The sequence below is a fragment of the Bartonella sp. CL70QHWL genome, assembly GCF_042194855.1.
Lineage (GTDB): Bacteria > Pseudomonadota > Alphaproteobacteria > Rhizobiales > Rhizobiaceae > Bartonella.
This window is the reverse complement of sequence record NZ_JBHINJ010000001.1, coordinates 218829-240677: the sequence shown is the minus strand read 5'-3', so window position 1 is coordinate 240677 and position 21849 is coordinate 218829. Positions and strand designations below refer to the sequence as shown.

Annotated in this window: 18 protein-coding genes; 9 read left to right on the top strand and 9 right to left on the bottom strand. The window is 37.3% G+C overall.

From position 1 onward, the window contains the following. Nucleotides 1–192 precede the first annotated feature (192 nt). Nucleotides 193–690: a BA14K family protein gene (locus ACFIJZ_RS00850; protein ID WP_273790152.1), complete on the bottom strand. Its 498-nt coding sequence runs from the start codon at nt 688–690 to the stop codon at nt 193–195. 167 nt (nt 691–857) lie between these two features. On the opposite strand from ACFIJZ_RS00850, the gene ACFIJZ_RS00845 reads away from it, so the two are divergent. Together ACFIJZ_RS00845 and ACFIJZ_RS00840 are read left to right on the top strand one after the other, a co-directional pair. Continuing rightward, the gene (locus tag ACFIJZ_RS00845; protein WP_273790153.1) at nt 858–1955 is read left to right on the top strand and encodes a carboxynorspermidine decarboxylase; all 1098 of its coding nucleotides are present in this window, start codon (nt 858–860) and stop codon (nt 1953–1955) included. A 54-nt stretch (nt 1956–2009) separates the two neighbouring features. Further along, the gene (locus tag ACFIJZ_RS00840; protein WP_375630655.1) at nt 2010–3248 is read left to right on the top strand and encodes a saccharopine dehydrogenase NADP-binding domain-containing protein; all 1239 of its coding nucleotides are present in this window, start codon (nt 2010–2012) and stop codon (nt 3246–3248) included. Nucleotides 3249–4403: 1155 nt separating this feature from the next. Here the strand turns inward: ACFIJZ_RS00840 and lpdA are convergent. The 8 genes from lpdA to ACFIJZ_RS00800 all read right to left on the bottom strand — a co-directional run bounded on the left by lpdA (nt 4404) and on the right by ACFIJZ_RS00800 (nt 15540). Beyond that, nucleotides 4404–5810, bottom strand: coding sequence for a dihydrolipoyl dehydrogenase (lpdA, locus tag ACFIJZ_RS00835; RefSeq protein WP_375630654.1), 1407 nt, complete (start codon nt 5808–5810; stop codon nt 4404–4406). 31 nt (nt 5811–5841) lie between these two features. Then, on the bottom strand, nt 5842–7053 hold the full coding sequence (gene odhB, locus ACFIJZ_RS00830) for a 2-oxoglutarate dehydrogenase complex dihydrolipoyllysine-residue succinyltransferase (protein WP_375630652.1): 1212 nt from the start codon (nt 7051–7053) through the stop codon (nt 5842–5844). 32 nt (nt 7054–7085) lie between these two features. Then, nucleotides 7086–10085 carry a 2-oxoglutarate dehydrogenase E1 component gene (locus tag ACFIJZ_RS00825; protein ID WP_375630650.1) on the bottom strand — a complete coding sequence of 1000 codons (3000 nt, stop codon included), beginning with the start codon at nt 10083–10085 and terminating at the stop codon, nt 7086–7088. A 162-nt stretch (nt 10086–10247) separates the two neighbouring features. Then, on the bottom strand, nt 10248–11150 hold the full coding sequence (gene sucD / locus ACFIJZ_RS00820) for a succinate--CoA ligase subunit alpha (RefSeq protein WP_375630649.1): 903 nt from the start codon (nt 11148–11150) through the stop codon (nt 10248–10250). A gap of 3 nt (nt 11151–11153) precedes the next feature. Then, a complete protein-coding gene (gene sucC, locus ACFIJZ_RS00815) occupies nt 11154–12350 on the bottom strand; it encodes an ADP-forming succinate--CoA ligase subunit beta (protein ID WP_273790159.1) in 1197 nt (398 codons plus the stop codon). Nucleotides 12351–12445: 95 nt separating this feature from the next. Further along, nucleotides 12446–13408 (bottom strand): malate dehydrogenase, encoded by a 963-nt coding sequence (gene mdh / locus ACFIJZ_RS00810; RefSeq protein WP_375630647.1) that lies wholly within the window; start codon nt 13406–13408, stop codon nt 12446–12448. 288 nt (nt 13409–13696) lie between these two features. After that, nucleotides 13697–14896, bottom strand: coding sequence for a cell division protein ZapE (gene zapE, locus ACFIJZ_RS00805; protein WP_375630733.1), 1200 nt, complete (start codon nt 14894–14896; stop codon nt 13697–13699). Nucleotides 14897–14994: 98 nt separating this feature from the next. Beyond that, nucleotides 14995–15540 carry an AprI/Inh family metalloprotease inhibitor gene (locus ACFIJZ_RS00800; protein WP_273790161.1) on the bottom strand — a complete coding sequence of 182 codons (546 nt, stop codon included), beginning with the start codon at nt 15538–15540 and terminating at the stop codon, nt 14995–14997. A gap of 226 nt (nt 15541–15766) precedes the next feature. Between ACFIJZ_RS00800 and dapF the strand changes: the two genes are divergently transcribed. From dapF to ACFIJZ_RS00765, 7 genes are all read left to right on the top strand, one after another. Beyond that, on the top strand, nt 15767–16618 hold the full coding sequence (gene dapF, locus ACFIJZ_RS00795; RefSeq protein WP_375630645.1) for a diaminopimelate epimerase: 852 nt from the start codon (nt 15767–15769) through the stop codon (nt 16616–16618). Then, nucleotides 16618–17901 (top strand): tRNA (N(6)-L-threonylcarbamoyladenosine(37)-C(2))-methylthiotransferase MtaB, encoded by a 1284-nt coding sequence (mtaB, locus tag ACFIJZ_RS00790; RefSeq protein ID WP_375630643.1) that lies wholly within the window; start codon nt 16618–16620, stop codon nt 17899–17901. The genes dapF and mtaB overlap by 1 nt, the downstream gene beginning before the upstream one ends. A 14-nt stretch (nt 17902–17915) precedes the next feature. Further along, nucleotides 17916–19169: a signal recognition particle-docking protein FtsY gene (gene ftsY, locus ACFIJZ_RS00785; protein WP_375630641.1), complete on the top strand. Its 1254-nt coding sequence runs from the start codon at nt 17916–17918 to the stop codon at nt 19167–19169. Beyond that, nucleotides 19166–19852, top strand: coding sequence for a septation protein A (locus ACFIJZ_RS00780; RefSeq protein WP_273790165.1), 687 nt, complete (start codon nt 19166–19168; stop codon nt 19850–19852). The genes ftsY and ACFIJZ_RS00780 overlap by 4 nt, the downstream gene beginning before the upstream one ends. Nucleotides 19853–19914: 62 nt before the next feature. Next, the gene (gene gloB / locus ACFIJZ_RS00775; RefSeq protein WP_375630639.1) at nt 19915–20676 is read left to right on the top strand and encodes a hydroxyacylglutathione hydrolase; all 762 of its coding nucleotides are present in this window, start codon (nt 19915–19917) and stop codon (nt 20674–20676) included. 2 nt (nt 20677–20678) lie between these two features. Next, nucleotides 20679–21176, top strand: coding sequence for a hypothetical protein (locus ACFIJZ_RS00770; protein ID WP_375630637.1), 498 nt, complete (start codon nt 20679–20681; stop codon nt 21174–21176). Between the two features lie 196 nt (nt 21177–21372). Beyond that, nucleotides 21373–21840 (top strand): hypothetical protein, encoded by a 468-nt coding sequence (locus ACFIJZ_RS00765; RefSeq protein WP_375630635.1) that lies wholly within the window; start codon nt 21373–21375, stop codon nt 21838–21840. Nucleotides 21841–21849 lie beyond the last annotated feature (9 nt).

Below are 21849 nucleotides of genomic sequence, written 5' to 3'. Positions count from 1 at the left end.
CGACAAAAACTTATATTCTCACCCCCCATTCCACACTTAATGATAATAAGATTTAATAAAACTTAAAAGCATTTAAAATTTTAAAAAAAACAATGCTGGCATGAAAATACTGCGCACCACACAAGTCTTCTCTTTATTTTAAGAACAATAACGCCCACGACAAGAAGCAATTAAAATTTTATTTAATAATTTCTATCCTTTAAAAAAGCGTGATAAACACTGCTTACGCCCCCCATGAAAAGGCTGAAAACTATTATCATTTTTATTATAAGAGCGATAACGCGCAAGGCAAGATTCAATATGTTGTTTAAGCATCCATGGCTCTTTTTTTTCTAATTTTTCCGAAGAAGAAGTTAAAAACACTTTTTTAGCATCTGGTACAACTTTTAATGATGCGCCTTTTGTGCTTAAGTGCGGTGATGTAATAAATGCCACTTCAGGATACCACCAATTATCACTGTATTTACGATAACCACGCCGATAATGACGATAACCTTTAAAACCATTAAGTTCTCTACGCCCCGTAAAAATCAAAGGCACCGAACTATCTTGGAGAGAGGTCTGAGTAACCAGTTTGGCTTTAGCATCACTCCTATTTTGCCCCCAATTAACAAGAGTGGTTATTATAATGAAAAAACTGCTAACAAATACAAAAGCTAAAGCATAATATAATTTTTTTTTCATACTCATAACAAAAAACTCAACATAATAAACAACAGTAATTACAGAAAGCCTTTCTCTTGCTGGACAGAAACAGATTCTTTTCTTAAGATTCTTTTTTCTTGAGACATTCTGTTACTCTTTGTACTAAACGTTGATCTTGGCAATAAGATCCTACAAAAAAGAATGAATAAATAATGATAAAAACCCCCTACTATCTTATAGACAAATCGAAACTCATCAAAAACATGCAAACAATTTCTCGTTTACGGGAAATGTCCGGAGCTAAAATTTTACTTGCTTTGAAATGTTTTGCCACATGGAGTGTTTTTGATTTAATGTCTGAGTTCATGGATGGAACCACATCATCATCCCTTTATGAACTGCGTTTAGGAAGAGAAAAATTTGGCAAAGAAACCCATGCTTATTCAGTGGCTTGGGCAGATGATGAAATTGATGAAGCCTGTGGTTATGCAGATAAAATCATCTTTAATTCCATCCAACAGCTTCAACGCTTTTCTGATGCAACAAAAACCATTCAAAGAGGTTTAAGGTTAAACCCAGGAATGAGCGCATCAAATTTTGATCTTGCCAACCCCTCTCGCCCTTTTAGCCGCTTAGGAGAAACAAACCAAAGCGCTATCAAAGAAGTTCTGCCTCTTATCAACGGATTGATGATCCATAACAATTGTGAAAATGCTGACTTTAATCTTTTTAACCAAATGCTTGGGTATATGGAAGAAAAATTTGCAGAACTTTTTTCTGCTGTTGACTGGATAAGCCTTGGCGGCGGAATCCATTTTACGGCTGAAAATTATCCTCTAGAAGCTTTCGCAAAACGCTTAAAACAATTTTCTAAAACTCATGGTGTCACTCTTTTTCTAGAACCAGGAGAAGCTGCTATTACCAAAAGCACCACACTGGAAGTAAGCGTTCTTGACACATTGTATAATGAAAAAAAACTTGCCATCGTTGATAGCTCCATTGAAGCTCATATGCTTGATCTTTTAATTTATCGTGAGAATGCCAAATTAGAACCCAATCAAGGTCCACACGAAATTATGATTTGTGGAAAGTCTTGTCTTGCCGGCGATATTTTTGGAACATTTCAATTTCAAAAACCTCTTAAAATAGGCGATAGACTGTCTTTTCAGGATGCAGCAGGTTATACAATGGTCAAAAAAAACTGGTTTAATGGCGTTACAATGCCTGCTATTGTTCTCAAAGAGTGCGATGGTACATTAACACTTCAACGCCAATTCAGCTATAACGACTATCAGGAAAGCCTTTCATAAAGATAAACCATAAAAAACGTCATACAACAGTATTAAAAAGGAGATGGACCTACAATGAAAAAAAATGTTCTCATTATTGGTGCCGGAGGTGTTGCACAAGTTGTTGCGCATAAATGCGCTCAAAACAACGATATTCTTGGTGAAATTCATATTGCTTCACGAACACTCAAAAAATGTGAGGCCATCATTGCTTCTATTAAAGAAAAAAACACAATGAAAGAACAGGGTGTTCTCAAAAGCCATTCGCTCAATGCCATGAATGTAGAAGAAACTATAAAGCTCATCCAAAAGACCAAATGCGAAATTGTCATTAATGTTGGTTCTGCCTTTCTTAATATGTCTGTTCTTTCAGCTTGTATTGAAACCAAATGCGCTTATATCGATACCGCAATTCATGAAGACCCATTGAAAATTTGTGAAACACCTCCTTGGTATGGCAATTATGAATGGCCTCGACGTCAAGAATGTGAAAAAGCTGGTATAACCGCTATTTTAGGAGCAGGTTTTGACCCAGGTGTAGTGAACGCTTATGCTGCATTAGCGCGCGATGATTATTTTGATAAAATCACAGATATTGATATTATTGATATTAATGCCGGAAATCATGGGCGTTGGTTTGCTACAAATTTTGATCCAGAAATTAACTTCCGTGAATTTACAGGACAAGTATGGTCATGGCAAAATAAAAAATGGACTTCTAATAAAATGTTTGAAATCAGCCATGAATGGGATCTTCCCGTTGTGGGAAAACAAAAAGCCTATATGACAGGACATGATGAAATTCATTCACTTTCCAAAAATCTTGATGTAGAGAATGTCCGTTTCTGGATGGGATTTAGTGATCGTTATATCACTGTTTTTACGGTTCTAAAAAACCTCGGACTCTTATCCGAACAACCAATTAAAACGGCAGAAGGTCAAGAAGTCGTGCCCTTGAAAGTCGTGAAGGCCGTCTTACCCGACCCTTCCTCTCTCGCCCCAGACTACACAGGAAAAACCTGTATCGGAGATCTTATTAAAGGCGAAAAAGATGGAAACTCGAGAGAAGTTTTTATCTATAATATAGCCGATCACAAACAAGCTTTTCATGAAACTGGGGCACAAGGCATTTCCTATACAGCTGGCGTACCAGCAGCCGCAACAGCTCTTCTTATTGCCACAGGCGAATGGGATGTTAAAACTATGGTCAATGTAGAAGAATTACCACCCCACCCTTTCCTTAAATATCTTGATCATATGGGGCTTCCCACTTTTATAAGAAAACAACAAGAAGATAAAAAATTACAATTTTAATACCTATAGAAAGCATATGCTTGATTTTTTAAGTTATCACAAAACTGCCCAATGAAAACAAACTTAATATTCTCGTGTAATTATGGTTTTCAAAAAAATTTTAGCTATTCGTTATATTTTGGCAACATTACGATTTCTTAACAACCTTAAAGAAGAGACATATCATCTTTTTAAGACATAGCAAGCAATGATCAAGAAAAGCAGAGAAGAAAAAACTAACTTAATCACACTGTATGACTTGTCATTATCATCAAAAAGATAGTGTCATAAACAAAAGATATAAAAATACCGCTTTTTTAAAGAAGAGCGGTATTTTGTAGAATATCCAATCCCTCCCCTCTTCATCTTAAATGACAAAGATCCTTAACCCACACCAATCATTAAACAATTCAATTTCTTTGGGTGAATTCCTCTTGGCTTCTCTCTTCATATGATTCATCATCATATATAACACATTGATTTATAACAATAAAATATCATTTTCAACTTGATTCATAACGCTGAATACTGTAAGATTTTCTTATCACAAACTTTCTCACATTGAAGCAATTAAAATCTTTTGTCTGCACATCACAAACAAAGCGAGCGTGTGAGGTAAAATGATAAAAGAACAGAATAAAAATTCTCTTATGAAAACTCTCAAATAATAAAGAGCTTTAGAAATATTGAGAACTGAAAAAGTGTATTATCAATGTCAGCGTGTACTTTTACTAAACATAAAGATGATGGTGCACAATAGGTCTTATAACAGTTTGAATGAATTTCATATATTTCAAGAGAAACTTTACAGCTATACCATTCACGAGCACCATTGCGAAGTAGATTTGGGCATTTTGAGAGATGTTTTCTTAACACAAAGCACGCAGATAGGCTCAGAATCCTATCTTAAATATTTTATAACAGTATAAAAACTACCCCATATATAAAACTTTACATAGACTAAACACCACCGCTCTAAACGATAGTGCACAACAGAATAATCAATCAAAACTGCACAACAGATATCTAAAACAGTAATTATCGAAAAGCATACAACAAATGGAACATTTTAATACAATTGGTTATATTCCTTTTTAAAGTTTTAAAATGCTGTTGCATGCTTCACTAATATTTTCCGCCTCATGTGCCTTTTAAAATGTACTTTTTAAAAGCTTTTTAAATATGAAGTGGTTTAGCAAATGTTGCCAAAGCTGCCTCACGCACGGCTTCTGATAAGGTAGGATGTGCATGGCAACAACGTCCCAGATCTTCTGATGAACCACCAAATTCCATTAAAACTGCAATTTCATGGATCATTTCACCAGCACCAAATCCAAGAATATGCCCCCCTAATACCCGATCTGTTTTTTTATCAGAAAGGATTTTAACGAACCCATCACTCTTTTGCATTGCACGTGCACGACCATTAGCCATAAAAGGAAATTTGCCAACATTATATTCAATACCAGCAGTTTTTAGCTCTTCTTCTGTCCTTCCTACACTCGCAATTTCCGGCTGTGTATAAACAACACTAGGAATAACATCAAAATTAACATGTCCTTTTTGACCTGCCAAAATTTCTGCCACAGCAACGCCTTCTTCCTCTGCTTTATGTGCTAACATTGGTCCTTTTACGACATCACCAATTGCATAAATTCCTGGAACATTCGTCTGCCAATGAGCATCAATTGCAATAAATCCGCGTTCATCTAACTGAACACCAGCCTCTTGTAAGCCAAGCCCCTCTGTATAGGGAGAACGTCCAGTAGCAATAAGCACAACATCAGCCTCTAAAGTTTCAGATTCACCACCTTTGACAGATTCAAAGCTCACCTGAGCAGTTGAGCCAGATTGTGTAACAGCTGTCACCTTTGCACCCGTTTTATATTCAATTCCCTGTTTTTCCATTAATTTCTGAAATTGCCGTGAAACTTCACCATCCATTGAGCCCAAAACTTTATTAAGATACTCAATAATGGTCACCTTAGCACCTAAACGGCTCCAAACTGATCCAAGTTCTGAACCAATAACACCAGCACCCACTACAATCATATGCGCTGGTACTTTTTCAAGTGAAAGAGCTCCCGTAGAAGAAACAATAGTCTTTTCATCAATTTCAACATTCACCCCTGGAATGCCTGAACTCTCTGAACCGGTAGCAATAATAATATTTTTTGTTTCAATTGTTTGTTTATTACCATCTCTGGCAACAACTTCCACATGACCCGCACTCAAAATTTTGGCTGTCCCAAAAAAAGTATCAACTTTATTTTTTTTCATCAAAAAAGAAACACCACTCGTATTGGCTGTTACCACAGCTTTCTTATGAACCATCATTTGTTCAAGGTTAAGCTTAGATTTACCAATAGAAATACCAAGCGTTTCAAAACCATGCTGGGTTTCAGAAAACACTTCTGAAGCATGCAACAACGCTTTAGAAGGAATACAACCAACGTTGAGACATGTTCCTCCTAATGTTGTACGCTTTTCAATAATCGCTACTTTAAGTCCCAGTTGTGCCGCCTTTATTGCTGCTACATAACCACCTGGACCCGCTCCGATCACAGCCACATCATAAGACATCCGTTTCTCCTTTCATCCTGAAAACTGTATTTTACAAATCAAGAACAAGGCGTTCCGGATCTTCTAAGCTTTCCTTAACACGCACAAGGAAAGTCACAGCTTCTTGCCCATCCACAATACGGTGATCATAAGAAAGCGCTAAATACATCATGGGACGAATCACAACTTGGCCCTCAACAACCATTGCTCGCTCTTTAATCGCATGCATTCCCAAAATACCAGATTGTGGTGCATTCAAAATCGGTGTTGACATCAACGATCCATACACACCACCATTGGTAATGGTAAAAGTTCCGCCCTGCATATCAGAAACGGCTAATTTTCCATCACGCGCAAGACGTCCCAAACGACCAATCTCTTTTTCAATCTCTGCCAATGACATTTGATCTGCATCTCGCACTACTGGAACAACAAGCCCTTTATCCGTTCCAACAGCAATTCCAACATTGACATAGTTTTTGTAAACAATATCTGTCCCATCAATCTCGGCATTAACAGCAGGAAGTTCTTTTAATGCATGACAAACAGCCTTGGTAAAAAACCCCATAAAACCAAGTTTAACACCATGTTTCTTTTCAAAAAGATCTTTATAACGCTTGCGCAAATCCATCACAGCTGACATATCAACCTCATTAAATGTGGTTAACATCGCTGCTACATTTTGTGCATCTTTAAGACGGCGAGCAATTGTTTGACGCAATTTCGTCATACGAACCCGCTCTTCACGTGTTTCTTGGACAGGAGTTGCCGAAGAACTCGTCGTAGAAGAAGAGGGTGTAGGGGCATTTGTACTTTGTTTTAATCCACCAAGAACATCTTCTTTAAGAATTTGTCCACGTTTTCCAGAACCTAAAATATCGCTTTTTGCAACATTATTTTCAGCCATCAATTTTGCTGCTGAAGGAGAAGGAGGCATTGCACTGCTCAAAGCAGGCTTCTCCGATTCAGATGAAGCCGCTGGAACAAGCGTAGCAGAAGGTGAAAATGATTGGGAGACACCAGCTTCTCCAGCTTTCACCACTCCTAAAAGAGCATTTACTTCAACCGTATCGCCTTCTTTTGCAATGATTTCAGATAATTTCCCAGCAACAGGAGAAGGAACTTCAACGGTTACCTTATCAGTTTCTAATTCAACCAAAGGCTCATCCATAGCGACAGCTTCGCCAAGTTTTTTAAACCATTTGCCAACCGTTGCTTCGGTAACCGATTCGCCCAAAGTAGGAACACGAATTTCAGTAGTCATAATATTTTTCCATACATCAGAGTAGTAATAAATTAAGAACCTAACGCGTCTTTAAGAAACGCAGCCAGTTGTTCAAGGTGTTTCACCATTAACCCAGAGGCCGGTGACGCACTCGCAGGACGTCCTGCATAACGAGCACGTGAATATTGCGCATTAATATGCGTCAAAACCCATTCCAAATAAGGCTCAATAAATGACCAAGCCCCCATGTTTTTTGGTTCCTCTTGGCACCAAAAAACTTCCGCCTGCAAAAAGCGCGATAACACATTTACCAAAACTTTTGCAGGGAAAGGATAAAGCTGTTCAATACGAAGGAGATAAACATCATCAATACCCTTTTTTTCACGTTCTTCATAAAGGTCGTAATAGACCTTACCAGTACAAAGAACGACACGGCGAATTTTATTATCTTTTTGCAACTTAATGACAGAATCTTTGAGACATTCTGCATCATCAAGCAACACACGACAGAAACTTGTTTCTGGCCCCATTTCATTGAGAAGAGAAACCGCTCGCTTATGACGTAAGAGTGATTTCGGTGTCATCAAAATCAATGGCTTACGGAAATCACGCTTAATTTGTCGACGCAAAATATGAAAATAATTTGCAGGGGTTGTACAATTAGCAACCTGCATATTATCTTCCGCACAAAGTTGAAGAAATCGTTCTAAACGTGCAGAAGAATGCTCCGGCCCTTGCCCTTCAAAACCATGAGGCAATAAACACACAAGACCAGACATACGAAGCCACTTACGCTCTGCAGATGAAATAAATTGATCAAAAATGACCTGTGCACCATTAGAGAAATCACCAAATTGTGCTTCCCAAAGTGTTAATCCTCGTGGTTCAGCAAGAGAATATCCATATTCAAAACCAAGAACAGCTTCTTCAGAAAGCATAGAATTAACAACGTCATAAAGCGCTTGCCCCTTTTGTAAATGATTCAAAGGAATATAACGCGCCTCATTTTCTTGGTCATAAAGAACGGAATGACGTTGTGAAAAAGTTCCCCGCTCAACATCTTCACCGGAAAGACGAACCGGTGCACCTTCCAAACAAAGTGAACCAAAAGCTAAAGCTTCAGCGGTTGCCCAGTCAACACCCTCACCGGTTTCAAAAATTTTAGCACGATTATTTAAAAAACGTTGAATGGTTTTGTGAACATGAAAATTCGCCGGAACTTCAACAATTTTCTGACCAATTTCCTTTAAAGTTTTTAATTCAACACCGGTTGCTCTAGAATGCTGCTCATCAGAACTACTAAAAGCTTTGAGTCCCGTCCAGCTTCCATCAAGCCAATCAGCCTTATTAGGCTTATAAGAAGCACTCGCTTCAAGTTCACCTTCAAGCTTATCGCGCCATAATTTTTTTTGTTGCTCAATCTCTTCTGAAGAAATCATTCCTTCTGCTACCAATTGGTCACTATAAAGTTGAAGTGTTGTTTTATGATTACGAATTGCTTTATACATAAGCGGCTGCGTAAAGGAAGGTTCATCACCTTCATTATGCCCATAACGGCGATAACAAAACATATCAATAACCACTGGTTTATGGAAAATTTGGCGAAACTCTGTTGCTATTTTGGCAACAAAAACAACCGCCTCAGGATCATCACCATTCACATGGAAAATTGGTGCATCAATCATTTTTGCGACATCTGATGGATAAGGCGAAGAACGTGAAAAACGTGGAGATGTTGTAAAACCAATCTGGTTATTGATAATAACATGAAGTGAGCCTGCAACACGATAACCTTTAAGACCTGAAAGACCAAAAGTTTCTTGGATAACGCCTTGTCCTGCAAAAGCAGCATCACCATGAATAAGCAATGGCATCACTTTTGAACGCTCACTTAATGGGAGTAAATCAGTATGCGCAGGTCCCATAAGTTGATCTTGTTTAGCACGTGCTTTCCCCATAACAACCGGATCAACAATCTCAAGATGAGATGGATTAGCCAACAGCGATAAGTGAACTTTTTTACCATCAAAGTCCAGATCAGCGGTAGTTCCCAAATGATATTTGACATCACCGGATCCCTCCACATCATCAGGCTTATAAGATCCCCCTTTGAATTCATGAAAGATAGCCCTATGCGGTTTGGCAAGAACTTGTGAAAGAACATTTAAACGACCACGATGTGCCATTCCTAAAATAACTTCCTGCACCCCCAAAGCACTACCACATTTGATAATTTGTTCAAGAGCGGGAATCAGCGCCTCACCACCATCGAGTCCAAAACGCTTTGTACCTTTATATTTAGTGTCTAAAAACTGTTCGAATCCCTCTGCCTGAATAAGCTTATTCAGAATAGCTTTCTTGTCTTGTTGTGTGAAAGAATTTTTTTTATCTCGCCCTTCAATGCGTTCTTGAAGCCATGCTTTCTGAACTGGATCAGAAACATGCATATATTCCACACCGATTGTTGAACAATAGGTCCGATTGAGAATCTCAAGCATTTGCGGAATAGTTGCATATTCCAATCCTAAAACATTATCAATAAAAATGGGACGCTCGTAATCAGCTGGAGTAAAACCATAAGCTTCTGGAGAAAGTTCCTTATAATCTTCTTGTTTTTCGGCCAATTGAAGAGGGTCAAGCTGCGCATGAAGATGTCCCCGTTCTCGAAACGCACGAATCATCATAATTGCATGAACGGAATCACGTGTTGCACGAATAATATCTTGTTTACTGGAAGTTTTTCCCTTTTGTGCAGCACCTGTTATTGCTTTTTCCTTTAATTTATCGCCAAGATATTTTTCAAGAGAAGACCAATCACCATCAAGAGCAGAAACCAATTCACCCTCTGCTTTTAACGGCCAATGATCACGCTGCCATGTTGCTCCTTCAGCATTTTTAAGAACATCTTCTTTATTATCATGAAGTCCTTCAAAAAAAGCACGCCACTGTGAATCAACACTGGTAGGATCTTTTTCATATTGAGCATAAAGTTGATCTATATAATCCGCATTCCCACCATAAAGAAATGATGTCTGTGCAAAAAGGCTATTTATTTCGTCCTGCCTTGCCATATACCTCTCCGGAACATCTATTCCGTCTCCTTATATCTCTTTTGACCTTTAAATGCTTACAAACAAGCAGTGATTTGAACATTCAAAAAAGTTTTACCTTTTTATACTCAAGTTTTTTCACCTGAATCTAAGAACCTTTGCTTATTCAGGTGAAACTTTCTTTTAGCCTTTCAAAACTGACATCAAAGTCTTACCTATCTGTGATGGCGAAGAAGACACACGAATCCCTGCTGATTCCATTGCTGCAATTTTATCTTCTGCTCCACCCTTACCACCAGAAATAACAGCACCGGCATGTCCCATTGTACGTCCTGGAGGAGCCGTACGGCCAGCAATAAAGCCAACAACTGGCTTTTTTCGACCTTTTCTTGCTTCATCTTGCAGAAACTGTGCTGCTTCTTCTTCAGCAGAACCACCAATCTCACCAATCATAACAATAGACTGAGTTTCATCATCTGCTAAAAACATTTCCAACACATCAATAAATTCAGTACCCTTAACAGGATCACCACCAATCCCTATAGCAGTTGTTTGTCCGAGACCTTCCTGACTCGTCTGAAAAACGGCTTCATAAGTTAAAGTTCCCGACCTCGAGACAACCCCAACAGAACCTTTTCTAAAAATAGAACCAGGCATAATACCAATTTTACATTCATTTGGTGTAAGAATACCGGGACAATTAGGACCAATAAGACGAGACTTTGAGTTTTCTAATCGCGCCTTCACTTTAACCATATCCATAACGGGAATACCTTCCGTAATACAGATAATTAAACGAATTTCAGCTTCAATAGCCTCTATAATAGCTGCCGCAGCCCCTGCAGGAGGAACATAAATAACGGAAGCATCCGCGCTTGTTTTTTCTTTTGCTTCTGCAACATTAGCAAAGATAGGAAGAGTTTCACCTTTTGAACCTTCCCATGTTTCTCCACCCTTTTTAGGATTAACGCCACCAACCATTTGCGTACCATGATAAGCAAGCGCCTGTTCTGTATGAAATGTTCCTGTTTTTCCTGTAAGCCCTTGAACTAGAACTTTTGTCTCTTTATTCACAAGAATCGACATAGCTTAAGCTCCCTTCACGGCTGCAACAATTTTTTGGGCAGCATCATCTAAATCATCAGCAGGAATAACATTCAAACCACTCTCATTAATAATTGCTTTACCCTGCTCAACATTAGTGCCTTCAAGACGAACAACCAAGGGAACTTTTAAACCAACCTCACGAACAGCAGCAACCACACCTTCAGCAATGACATCACAACGCATAATACCACCAAAAATGTTAACCAAAATGCCCTTAACATTTGGATCGGCCGTAATAATCTTAAAAGCAGCTGTCACCTTTTCTTTTGATGCTCCACCACCAACATCCAAAAAATTCGCTGGCTCTGCTCCATAAAGCTTAATGATATCCATTGTTGCCATAGCAAGCCCAGCACCATTAACCATGCAACCAATCGTACCCTCAAGAGCAACATAAGCAAGATCATGCTTTGATGCTTCTATTTCCTTTGGATCTTCCTCTGAAAGATCGCGTAATTCTAAAATATCTGGATGACGAAACAGAGCATTATTATCAAAAGAAACTTTCGCATCAAGAACACGCAAACGACCATCTTTCATCACAATAAGTGGATTGATTTCTAAAAGGCTCATATCTTTTTCACAAAATGCCTTATAGAGAATCGGAAAAAGCTTTTCACCATCTTCTCGCGCACTACTTTGTAGTTTCAACGCATCACAAAGTCTTGCACAATCAGCAGAAGTAACACCCTCTCCAGCATCAATGGGAAGCGTGAATATTTTTTCTGGTGTCTCTTCAGCAACCGTTTCAATATCCATTCCACCTTCTGTTGAAACAACAAAAGCAATTCGACCAATGCTACGATCAACCAAAAGTGAAAGATAAAGCTCCCGTTCAATATCGGCACCGTCTTCAATATAAAGGCGGTTGACCTGCTTACCCTCTGGACCAGTTTGTTTGGTTACCAAAGTTTTTCCAAGCATTTCTTGAACATTTGCAACAACTTCTTCAACAGATTGTGCAAGCCGAACACCACCCTTTGCATCAGGATCAAGTTCTTTAAACTTACCCTTACCACGACCACCAGCGTGTATCTGACTTTTAACCACATAGAGAGGTCCGGGCAATTTTTCCGCCCATTTTTCCGCTTGCTCTACAGAATAAACAGCGACACCATTTGCAATTGGTGCTCCATATTCATGAAGCAGACGTTTGGCCTGATACTCATGGATATTCATGCATTTGTCCTTTTCTTTTATGGATCATAGATCTTATTAATCCTAAAGTTTTAATATTCTAAATACTTATTTTAATGAATTAAACCTTGTTCAATTTACTTGAGACTAGGTACAAGAGCAATACAAGCTTCACAAAGCTTTTTAACCGCATTTACTGAATGATCAAAAGCACCTCTTTCTTCTTTATCAAGATCAATTTCAATGACTCGTTCAACACCACCTGCACCAAGTACAACAGGAACACCAACGTAAGTATCATTAACCCCATATTCTCCTGAAAGATAAGCTGCAACAGGCACAACACGCTTAGTGTCCTTTAGATAAGCCTCAGCCATAGAAACAGCAGAAGCTGCTGGTGCATAATAAGCAGAACCTGTTTTTAACAAACCAATAATTTCTGCACCACCATCGCGGGTACGCTGGATAATTTGATCAATTCTTTCCTGTGTTGTCCAGCCCATCTTTACAAGATCAGGCAAAGAAATACCACCAACCGTTGAATAACGCACGAGAGGAACCATTGTATCACCGTGGCCCCCTAAAACAAACGCTGTCACATCTTTAATAGAGACCTTAAATTCCTCAGATAAGAAATGACGAAAACGCGCTGAATCAAGAACACCTGCCATACCAACCACTTTATGTGTAGGGAGACCTGAAAATTTCTGCAAAGCCCACACCATCGCATCAAGGGGATTAGTAATACAAATAACAAACGCCGAAGAAGCGTATTTTTTAATTCCAGCTCCAACTTGTTCCATAACCTTTAAATTAATGCCCAAAAGTTCATCACGGCTCATACTAGGTTTTCGCGCAACGCCTGCTGTTACAATAACAACATCAGCACCTTCAATTGTTTCATAAGCATTAGCACCTTTTAGACTGATATCAAAACCATCAACAGGAGAAGATTCGGCGATATCTAGAGCCTTACCTTGTGGCACACCTTCTGCAATATCAAATAAGACCACATCAGCAAGCTCTTTAAGCCCAATAATATGTGCTAAAGTACCACCAATCATACCTGAACCAATGAGAGCTATTTTTTTCCGTGCCATTTTATTTTTTCCTAACTTTTAGATAATTCAGCGCACACCCATCAGCGTCCGTATACTGAATATTTTTGACTTCAACCATATTCAAACAATATCATAAAAAGGAGTAAAGAAATGAAATTTACAAATTTCTCTCTTTACAGAAACAACAACCCTCCGCTGAAACAACTATTAGAAAATTATCACGATGTATCGATAAAGTGAATTTAAAAAAAATACAACAGAATTATTATATTTCTTTAATTTCAAAAAGTTATTGTTTTTACAGTTTACGTAAAGGTAAAAGTATAATCAATGCTTCTTCTTCAAAAGAAAATGTTCTTCCCAAAGTTTTAAATAATCGTAGCTTTGCATTTCGAAAAGACGTGATTGTGTTCTTTTAAATTCAAATGTTTCCGTAATCTGCGCATGCCCTTTATACAAATCCCCTACCCCTGCCGCAGCCGACATAAACAACCGTATGTGGCGCTCATAAAGAATATCAATAAGCAAAATAAACCGTTTTGTTTCATTGCGACATGTATCATCCATGACCGGTACATTATCAATAAAAATCGTATGATAACGCTCTCCTAATAACAAATATTCAGCCGCGGCCAAAGGCTTTGCACATAAATCCCCATAATCAAAACGAGCACATCCTGCACCAAAGCGCGGAATAGGAATAAGGCGCCCTTTTATAGAAAGCTCATCAGATGTCTCCTTATGTCCTTGCAATACAAGTGCCCATGCTTGATCCATATATTCATTTGCCGGGACCCCCAACGGCGACACATACACCTGTTGTAGATTTGATTTTTCAAGGCGATAATCTGTTTTTGCATCAAGATTAACAACGCGAACATATGCTTTCAAAACTTGAATAAAAGGCAAAAAGAGTTCACGATTTAAACCGTTACAATAAAGGTTATCCGGCGCCACATTTGAGGTTGCAATAAAGAAAATTCCTTTATCAAACAAAGCAGAAATAAGCCGCCCCAATACCATAGCATCAGCAATATCTGTTACACTAAACTCATCAAAACAAAGTATTTTTGCTTCTCGTGCAAGATCCTCAGCAACAGCTAAAATAGGATTATCTTGTTTAAATTTTGCACCCCCAGATGCTTGACGATAAAAATTAATACGCTCATGCACATCAGCCATAAAATCATTAAAATGGGCACGCTTTTTATGACCTTTAGGCAAACAAGAAAAGAACAAATCCATCAGCATGGTTTTGCCCCGTCCTACTTCACCATAAATATACAGTCCCTGAAAAAAACCTGTTTCATCTCCTTGTTTTACAACACAAGAAATATTTTGTTTTTTCCTTTTAAATATTCTATTAAAGAAAGAGCAAAATATCCAAGTCCAAGGACGAGGGATATTTTGTTCCGTAATTTTTTTTAATAAATGATCAAAATATTCTGTTATAGCTAATTGAGCGGGATCAAAACAAACCTCTCCTTTAGCGACAAGCTCCTTATAACGTGTTGAAACGAGAATCATCCAAAAAACCTTTTTCAAACCGATCTCAATGAAAAATACAAATACTTTTCACGAATCTGTCCGTCTAGCTTAGCTTGTCATAAACGGTCAAAAATGATTTAACGACTTAAAACAACGGGATGATCATCAAGTGTACGTCCCTCAAAACGATCAACATTTGAAGAATAAAGAACGAGGATAACACGTCCAGAGTTATTATAAAAATATAATCTTTTTCCTTTAACGTCCCACGATCTCACTTGGGAAGCAATTCCTGGACAGTGTAAAGGACCAGCACGGTACCCTTTTCCAAACTTTGTTTGTGGAGTTGCAATCCGGCAAACTTTTCCTCCCATAGAAAGATTCCATACCCCAGCAATACTTGCAGGAAATAAATCAGTGGCACTGCTTGGCAATTCGAGACTAGCCATTCGTCCATCGCTCTGAGAATCTCCTTTTTCATACACCGAAGCGTTTGCGTCTTCAGATATCGACGAAGAAGGAGACGACAGATCAGACGCTTCCAATATTGTCATTTGTTGAGATGGATAAAAAACTTCTAATGCGTTATTATCGTCATTACCATCAAACCGTGTTGTTGAACATCCCCCTAAAAACATTACAGTTGATAGTGCAACGAAAAACGAAACTCTTGAAAACGCCATGTCTGTACTCTCTCCCACGACAATAAATAAGTTCACAAAAAAATTAAGCGAATATTTGTTATAGTTACAAAGATAAATTAACAAATTAAAAAAAACAGGTTAAAATCACTTATTTTAAACGAAATAACTTATGTACCAAATTTTATATTTATTAAACACTGGAAATTTATAATATTTTCAGCCATATATCTCTTTTATAAGTAATCATTAGAAATAGAGAAGTTTCATGAAAACGCCATTTAGCAAAATGGACGGTCTTGGAAATCAAATTATTGTTGTTGATATGCGTGAAAGCACTCATGCTCTTACACCAAAAGCAATCCTTGCTTTGTCAGCAGATCCTGAAATGCATTTTGATCAAATCATGGCTATCCACACACCAACCCAGAAAAAAGCCAACTTCCGCATCGAAATATGGAATGCCGACGGATCAATGGCTAAAGCTTGTGGCAATGGTACCCGCTGTGTCATCGCATGGCTTAAAGATCACAATTTTGGTGAAAAATTTCATTTAGAAACTCCCGCTGGAATTATTGAAGGGAAATACCAAACCGACAATCTCATTTCTGTTGATATGGGATGCCCAAATTTCAATGCAAAAGAGATGCCTGTTTCACGTGAAATAGTTGATACAAATCACGTAGAAATTACGGCTGGTCCCCTAAAAGACGCTTGTCTCATATCCATTGGCAATCTCCATGCTATCTTTTTTGTTGAAAATGATATTCAACATATTCCATTAGAGGAATATGGGCCAAACCTTGAACATGATCCCCTGTTTCCCGAACGGTGCAATATTTCCATTGCTTGCATAACGTCAAAGAAAAGTCTAAATTTACGTACATGGGAGCGAGGAGCAGGATTAACACAAGCATGTGGGAGTGCTGCTTGTGCAAGTGCAGTGGCTGCTTATCGTCGTGGTCTTACACAACGTCATATTGATGTAAACTTACCAAAGGGAACACTTAATATTTTTTACCGAGAAGACAATCACGTTATTATGACAGGACCAATAAAATATCAATTTAGTGGCTTTTTAAGCCCTTTAACAGGGTGCTACAAAAAGGATCACTCCTGATGGCAATAGAAATTGTAACTTTTGGTTGTCGACTTAATAGCTACGAATCGGAAATCATTCGCAAAGAAAGTACTTCTTCAGGGCTAGATCAGCTTAAAGATGGTGCTATTATCTTTAATACCTGTGCTGTCACTGCCGAAGCCGTACGACAAGCAAAACAAGCTATCCGCAAAGCACGACGTGAAAATCCTCATGCACGTATCATTGTAACAGGGTGTGCCGCCCAAACAGAAGCACAAAATTTTGCCTCAATGACAGAAGTGGATCTCATTTTAGGAAACGAAGATAAACTTCACGCCCATTCTTATCGTCAACTTCCTGATTTTGGTATTAACCATTCTGAAAAGGTGCGTATCAATGACATTATGGAAGTACAAAAAATTGCTCCACATATGGTCAGTGCAATGCAAGAGCGCACCCGCGCTTTTGTACAGGTACAAAATGGATGTGATCATCGCTGTACATTTTGCATTATTCCTTATGGACGAGGACCATCTCGTTCAGTACCCATGGGTGCTGTCATAGAACAAATAAAAAAGCTGATAGGTGAGGGTATCCAAGAAGTGGTCCTTACAGGTGTTGACCTTACAAGTTATGGCCACGATCTTCCTGGAAAAGCTACTCTAGGAAAATTAACTTCAGCAATTTTGCATCATGTTCCTGACTTAACGCGATTACGCCTCTCATCTATTGACTCTATTGAAGCAGACGAAGAACTCATCAATCTTTTAGCTTATGAAACAAGAATCATGCCCCATTTGCATTTATCTTTGCAAGCAGGTGATAATATGATTTTAAAACGGATGAAACGGCGTCATCTGCGCGAACATGCCATTCAATTTTGCCAAGAGTTGCGTGCCAAACGTCCTACAATGGTGTATGGTGCCGACTTAATTGCTGGTTTTCCTACAGAAACAGAAGAGATGTTTCAAAACAGTCTTGTTTTAATCAAAGATTGTAATTTAACCCATCTCCATGTCTTCCCCTTTAGTCCAAGAGAAGGAACACCTGCCGCACGTATGCCACAAATCAACCGTAAAATAGTTAAGATGCGTGCTGAAAAATTGCGTAAAGCAGGTGAGATGGCTTACCAAAAGCATCTTGCTCATTTACAAAACAGTCTACAAACAATTCTCGTTGAAAAAGATGAAATCGGACGAACAGAAGATTATACCCTTGTACAGGTTAAAGGTGCAAAAGCAGGAACAATTGTTCAAGCCCTTATCGTTGATCATGATGGCGATAAATTGATTGCTGTCCTTCCAAAATTAAACGCTGCTTGAGCAGGAAAATTCTTATGACGAAATCTTTTATTAAAAAAATATTCTCTTTTAACAAATCTCAAGAGCAAGAAATTGAACAACAGATTTCTATTCCTGATAAAAGCGATATAATAGAAGAAAATAAAGACAAAAATGAAAAGACAAAAAATAACCAAGTTTCTATAGACACAGAAAAAGAAGAACAAACAAAAAATCCAGAGTCAATACTTACAAAATATGATGAAAAATCTCCATTTCTAGAATCCCGTTCTGATAAAATTCCTTTTTCTGGTAAAATTATTGTCACAGACAACATCCGTGAAAAAAAGAATGAAGAAATTTTATCTGAACCTTCTGTTGAACAAAAAAAGACAGCGTGGTTTGGGCGCCTTAAAAAAGGTCTATCCCTTTCTTCACAACGCTTAAGCGGATCAATTAGCGATCTCTTTGTTAAAAGAAAACTTGATGAAGACACATTGCAAGAGCTCGAAGATATTCTTATCCAAGCTGACATAGGTGTAGAGACGGCAACACGCATCACAAATACTTTAGCTTCCAGTCGTTACGGAAAAGACCTCTCCCCAGATGATATTCATACTATTGTAGCGGATGAGGTCAAAAAAGTTCTGGAACCTGTTGCAATACCATTGGAACTTGATCTCAGCCATAAACCGCATGTTATTTTGCTGGTAGGTGTAAATGGCACTGGAAAAACGACAACTATTGGAAAACTTTCAGCAAAATTAACAGAAGGGGGATTAAAAGTTATGCTGGCAGCTGGTGATACTTTCCGAACCGCAGCTATTGAGCAACTACACATCTGGGGTGAACGTACCAATTCTCCTGTTATTTCAACAAAATTGGGTGCAGATGCCGCCAGCTTAGCATTTGATGCTTATGAAAAAGCAAAAAAAACAAACAGTGATGTATTAATTATTGATACAGCAGGGCGTTTACAAAATAAATCTGAATTGATGGATGAATTAGCAAAAATTATTCGTGTTTTAAAAAAACATACCCCCCAAGCACCCCATACAATCCTTCAAACGCTTGATGCAACAACCGGACAAAATGCACTCAACCAAGTAGATATTTTCCGCGATATTGCTGGTGTTAATGGTTTAGTCATGACAAAGCTAGATGGGACTGCACGAGGAGGAATTCTTGTCGCTATCGCAGCAAAATATAAATTACCCGTTTATTTTATCGGTATAGGAGAAGATATTGAAGACCTTCAACCCTTTTCTGCTTCTGACTTTGCCGAAACTATCGCAGGAAAACATGCATGAAACAGCCTTTATCTAATCCTAATTTACACAATAATTCTGAAAAAAAAATGAATAACAATAAAAAAAAATCTCTCTCACCAACACTTAAGTTTCTTTTGGAAATGGGTCCATTGGTTGCCTTCTTTTTTGCCAATTATAAGGGAGAATGGCTGATAAAAAACATTGGATTTTTTCAAAATTTTAACAAATCTATTTTCCCTGCAACAGCTATTTTCATGGTAGCGATAATTATTTCCCTAAGCTTATCATGGATCCTTGCAAGACAAATTCCTATTATGCCTCTTATTTCGGGAATATTTGTTTTAGTTTTTGGTTTTCTAACTCTCTGGCTTCATAATGAAACTTTCATAAAAATGAAACCGACAATCATTAATAGCTTATTTGCTTTTATACTTTTTGGTGGGATGTTTTTTAAAAAACCACTTTTACGTTATGCTCTTGATTCTACCTTAAAACTTGATGATTTAGGTTGGCAAAAACTTACCTATCGTTGGGCGTTTTTTTTCATTTTTCTTGCCCTTTTGAATGAAATAATTTGGCGTAATTTTAGCGATAATTTCTGGACAAGTTTCAAAGTATTTGGCGTCATGCCTATAACAGTCCTTTTCATGCTTACCCAAATGCCTATAATTATAAAACATTCAAAAGGACTTTTTACAGAAGAGGACAAATCTGATTCTTAAAAAAATCACCACTACCGATTATTTTATAGATTCATCGCCAAACACTGTTCGGGAGAAAAAATATGTTGATTGAACAGTTTATTTGTCGAGAAGACAATTTTGGTATACTCATTCATGATGAAAAAAGTGGTATGACAGCTGCAATAGATGCTCCTGAAAGCAAAGCGATTCACAATGCTTTAAAGCGCTACAATTGGACACTTAACACTATTTTTGTAACTCATCATCATCACGACCATGTAGAAGCCCTATCAGAATTAAAACAAGTTTACAACGCTATGGTTATCGGGCCAGAAGCAGAAAAAGAAAAAATCAATTATCTTGATCAAACACTTCAACCTGATGAAAGTTTTTCTTTTGGCACACACCTGCTTTTAGCTCTTTCAACACCTGGTCATACTTTAGGCGCATTATCTTACTATTTTCCTGAGAAGAGTTTACTCTTTGCTGGAGATACACTTTTTTCATTGGGCTGTGGACGTCTTTTCGAAGGAACACCTGCACAAATGTTAAATTCTTTAAAGAAACTTCGTAAACTTCCTGATGAAACACTTCTCTATTGTGGACATGAATATACAAAAAATAACGCTCTTTTCGCACTAACAATTGACCCACATAATAAAAAACTCCACCAAAGAATAGAGGAAGTTTTTTTGCTACGTGCAAAAAACGCTATGACTTTACCTGTCACTTTAGGGCAAGAAAAAGCCACCAATCCTTTTCTCCGCTGGGATGATAGTGTGTTGCGAAGGAACCTTGTAATGGAAGAAGAAACAGATGAAGAAGTTTTTGCTGAAATTCGAAGAAGAAAGGATAATTTTTAACCATGCTTAAGTTCGTATTACGTTTGTTTCTCCTTTTTCTTTTCGTGATACATATTCAACTAACAAGAGCAGAGGAAAAGGAAACAGATAATTCTTCTCTTATATCCCCTCTCATTGCAAATTATCCCTTAACAGAAGATTTTTTTTTAAAACTGGAAAAAATTGAAAAAGAATGTGAAAATTTACTTCCAGAAACAAAAAATGATCTTATCACTTATGATTCTAGTATCCACTCTAATATTGAAAACTACACTACCTATATTTCTAGTAAACCAAAACTTATGAATATTTTAAAAAAAAATAATATCAAACCAGAAGATTTTGCTGCTGGAACCTTAGTACTTAAAGAAATATCCGCGCTTCTCATATTTGCACCTGAAAAGGAATATTCTACTGAGAAAAATATTATATTTCTAAACAATCTTGAATTTGTTAAAAAACATTTTTACAAAGCAACAATTCTTTTAGATAGCTGTGAAAAACTCATTTTGAGCAACTAATCAGTTATGAAATGTTAGAAAATATCACCCCTTTAATCTAATAAAGAAGTCAGTGCATTAAAAAATCACCGTATTTTTATCATTCCTAATAATTGTTTTTATTTCGATTATATTTACAAATGTTTTTCTAAAAATAAAGAATAACAGACGGAAAAGTATTTATTGAAATTCAAAAAAGAAAGGATAATTTTTAGTCATGTTTAAACTTCTATTGTGTTTTTTCTTCATTTTTCCTTTTGTATCATACGCTCAAGAAAAAAAACAAGAAATAGATGATCCTTCTTTTATACCGACTTTCATTGCAAATTATCCCTTAACAGAAGATATTCTTTTAAAGCTGGAAAAAATCAAAGCAGAATGTAGAAATTTATCTTCAGAACCAGAACAAACAAATACAAAAAGTGATATCAATACTTATGATGATCATATTGAAAAATATGCTGCCTATATTTCTAATAATCCAAAACTTGTGAATATTTTAAAAGAAAATAATATCACACCAAAAGATTTTGTTGTTGCTCACCTAGCACTTAAAGCGACATTATATGTACTTACTGATGAGGAAAATTATACTTATGAAAAAAACTCTTTACCTTCAAGAAATCTAGAATTTGTTAAAGAACATATGTATAGAATAATCCAAATTTTAAGAGATAACTGTTAAAAATCTTTT

Coding starts and splice junctions, on each gene's coding strand:
- ACFIJZ_RS00765 (WP_375630635.1), top strand. CDS start 21,373: ATGTTTAAACTTCTATTGTGTTTTTTCTTCATTTTTCCTTTTGTATCA.
- ACFIJZ_RS00800 (WP_273790161.1), bottom strand. CDS start 15,540: ATGGCGTTTTCAAGAGTTTCGTTTTTCGTTGCACTATCAACTGTAATG.
- odhB (WP_375630652.1), bottom strand. CDS start 7,053: ATGACTACTGAAATTCGTGTTCCTACTTTGGGCGAATCGGTTACCGAA.
- gloB (WP_375630639.1), top strand. CDS start 19,915: ATGTTGATTGAACAGTTTATTTGTCGAGAAGACAATTTTGGTATACTC.
- mdh (WP_375630647.1), bottom strand. CDS start 13,408: ATGGCACGGAAAAAAATAGCTCTCATTGGTTCAGGTATGATTGGTGGT.
- ACFIJZ_RS00850 (WP_273790152.1), bottom strand. CDS start 690: ATGAGTATGAAAAAAAAATTATATTATGCTTTAGCTTTTGTATTTGTT.
- lpdA (WP_375630654.1), bottom strand. CDS start 5,810: ATGTCTTATGATGTGGCTGTGATCGGAGCGGGTCCAGGTGGTTATGTA.
- ACFIJZ_RS00845 (WP_273790153.1), top strand. CDS start 858: ATGATAAAAACCCCCTACTATCTTATAGACAAATCGAAACTCATCAAA.
- ACFIJZ_RS00840 (WP_375630655.1), top strand. CDS start 2,010: ATGAAAAAAAATGTTCTCATTATTGGTGCCGGAGGTGTTGCACAAGTT.
- ftsY (WP_375630641.1), top strand. CDS start 17,916: ATGACGAAATCTTTTATTAAAAAAATATTCTCTTTTAACAAATCTCAA.
- sucD (WP_375630649.1), bottom strand. CDS start 11,150: ATGTCGATTCTTGTGAATAAAGAGACAAAAGTTCTAGTTCAAGGGCTT.
- mtaB (WP_375630643.1), top strand. CDS start 16,618: ATGGCAATAGAAATTGTAACTTTTGGTTGTCGACTTAATAGCTACGAA.
- ACFIJZ_RS00770 (WP_375630637.1), top strand. CDS start 20,679: ATGCTTAAGTTCGTATTACGTTTGTTTCTCCTTTTTCTTTTCGTGATA.
- ACFIJZ_RS00825 (WP_375630650.1), bottom strand. CDS start 10,085: ATGGCAAGGCAGGACGAAATAAATAGCCTTTTTGCACAGACATCATTT.
- zapE (WP_375630733.1), bottom strand. CDS start 14,896: ATGATTCTCGTTTCAACACGTTATAAGGAGCTTGTCGCTAAAGGAGAG.
- ACFIJZ_RS00780 (WP_273790165.1), top strand. CDS start 19,166: ATGAAACAGCCTTTATCTAATCCTAATTTACACAATAATTCTGAAAAA.
- sucC (WP_273790159.1), bottom strand. CDS start 12,350: ATGAATATCCATGAGTATCAGGCCAAACGTCTGCTTCATGAATATGGA.
- dapF (WP_375630645.1), top strand. CDS start 15,767: ATGAAAACGCCATTTAGCAAAATGGACGGTCTTGGAAATCAAATTATT.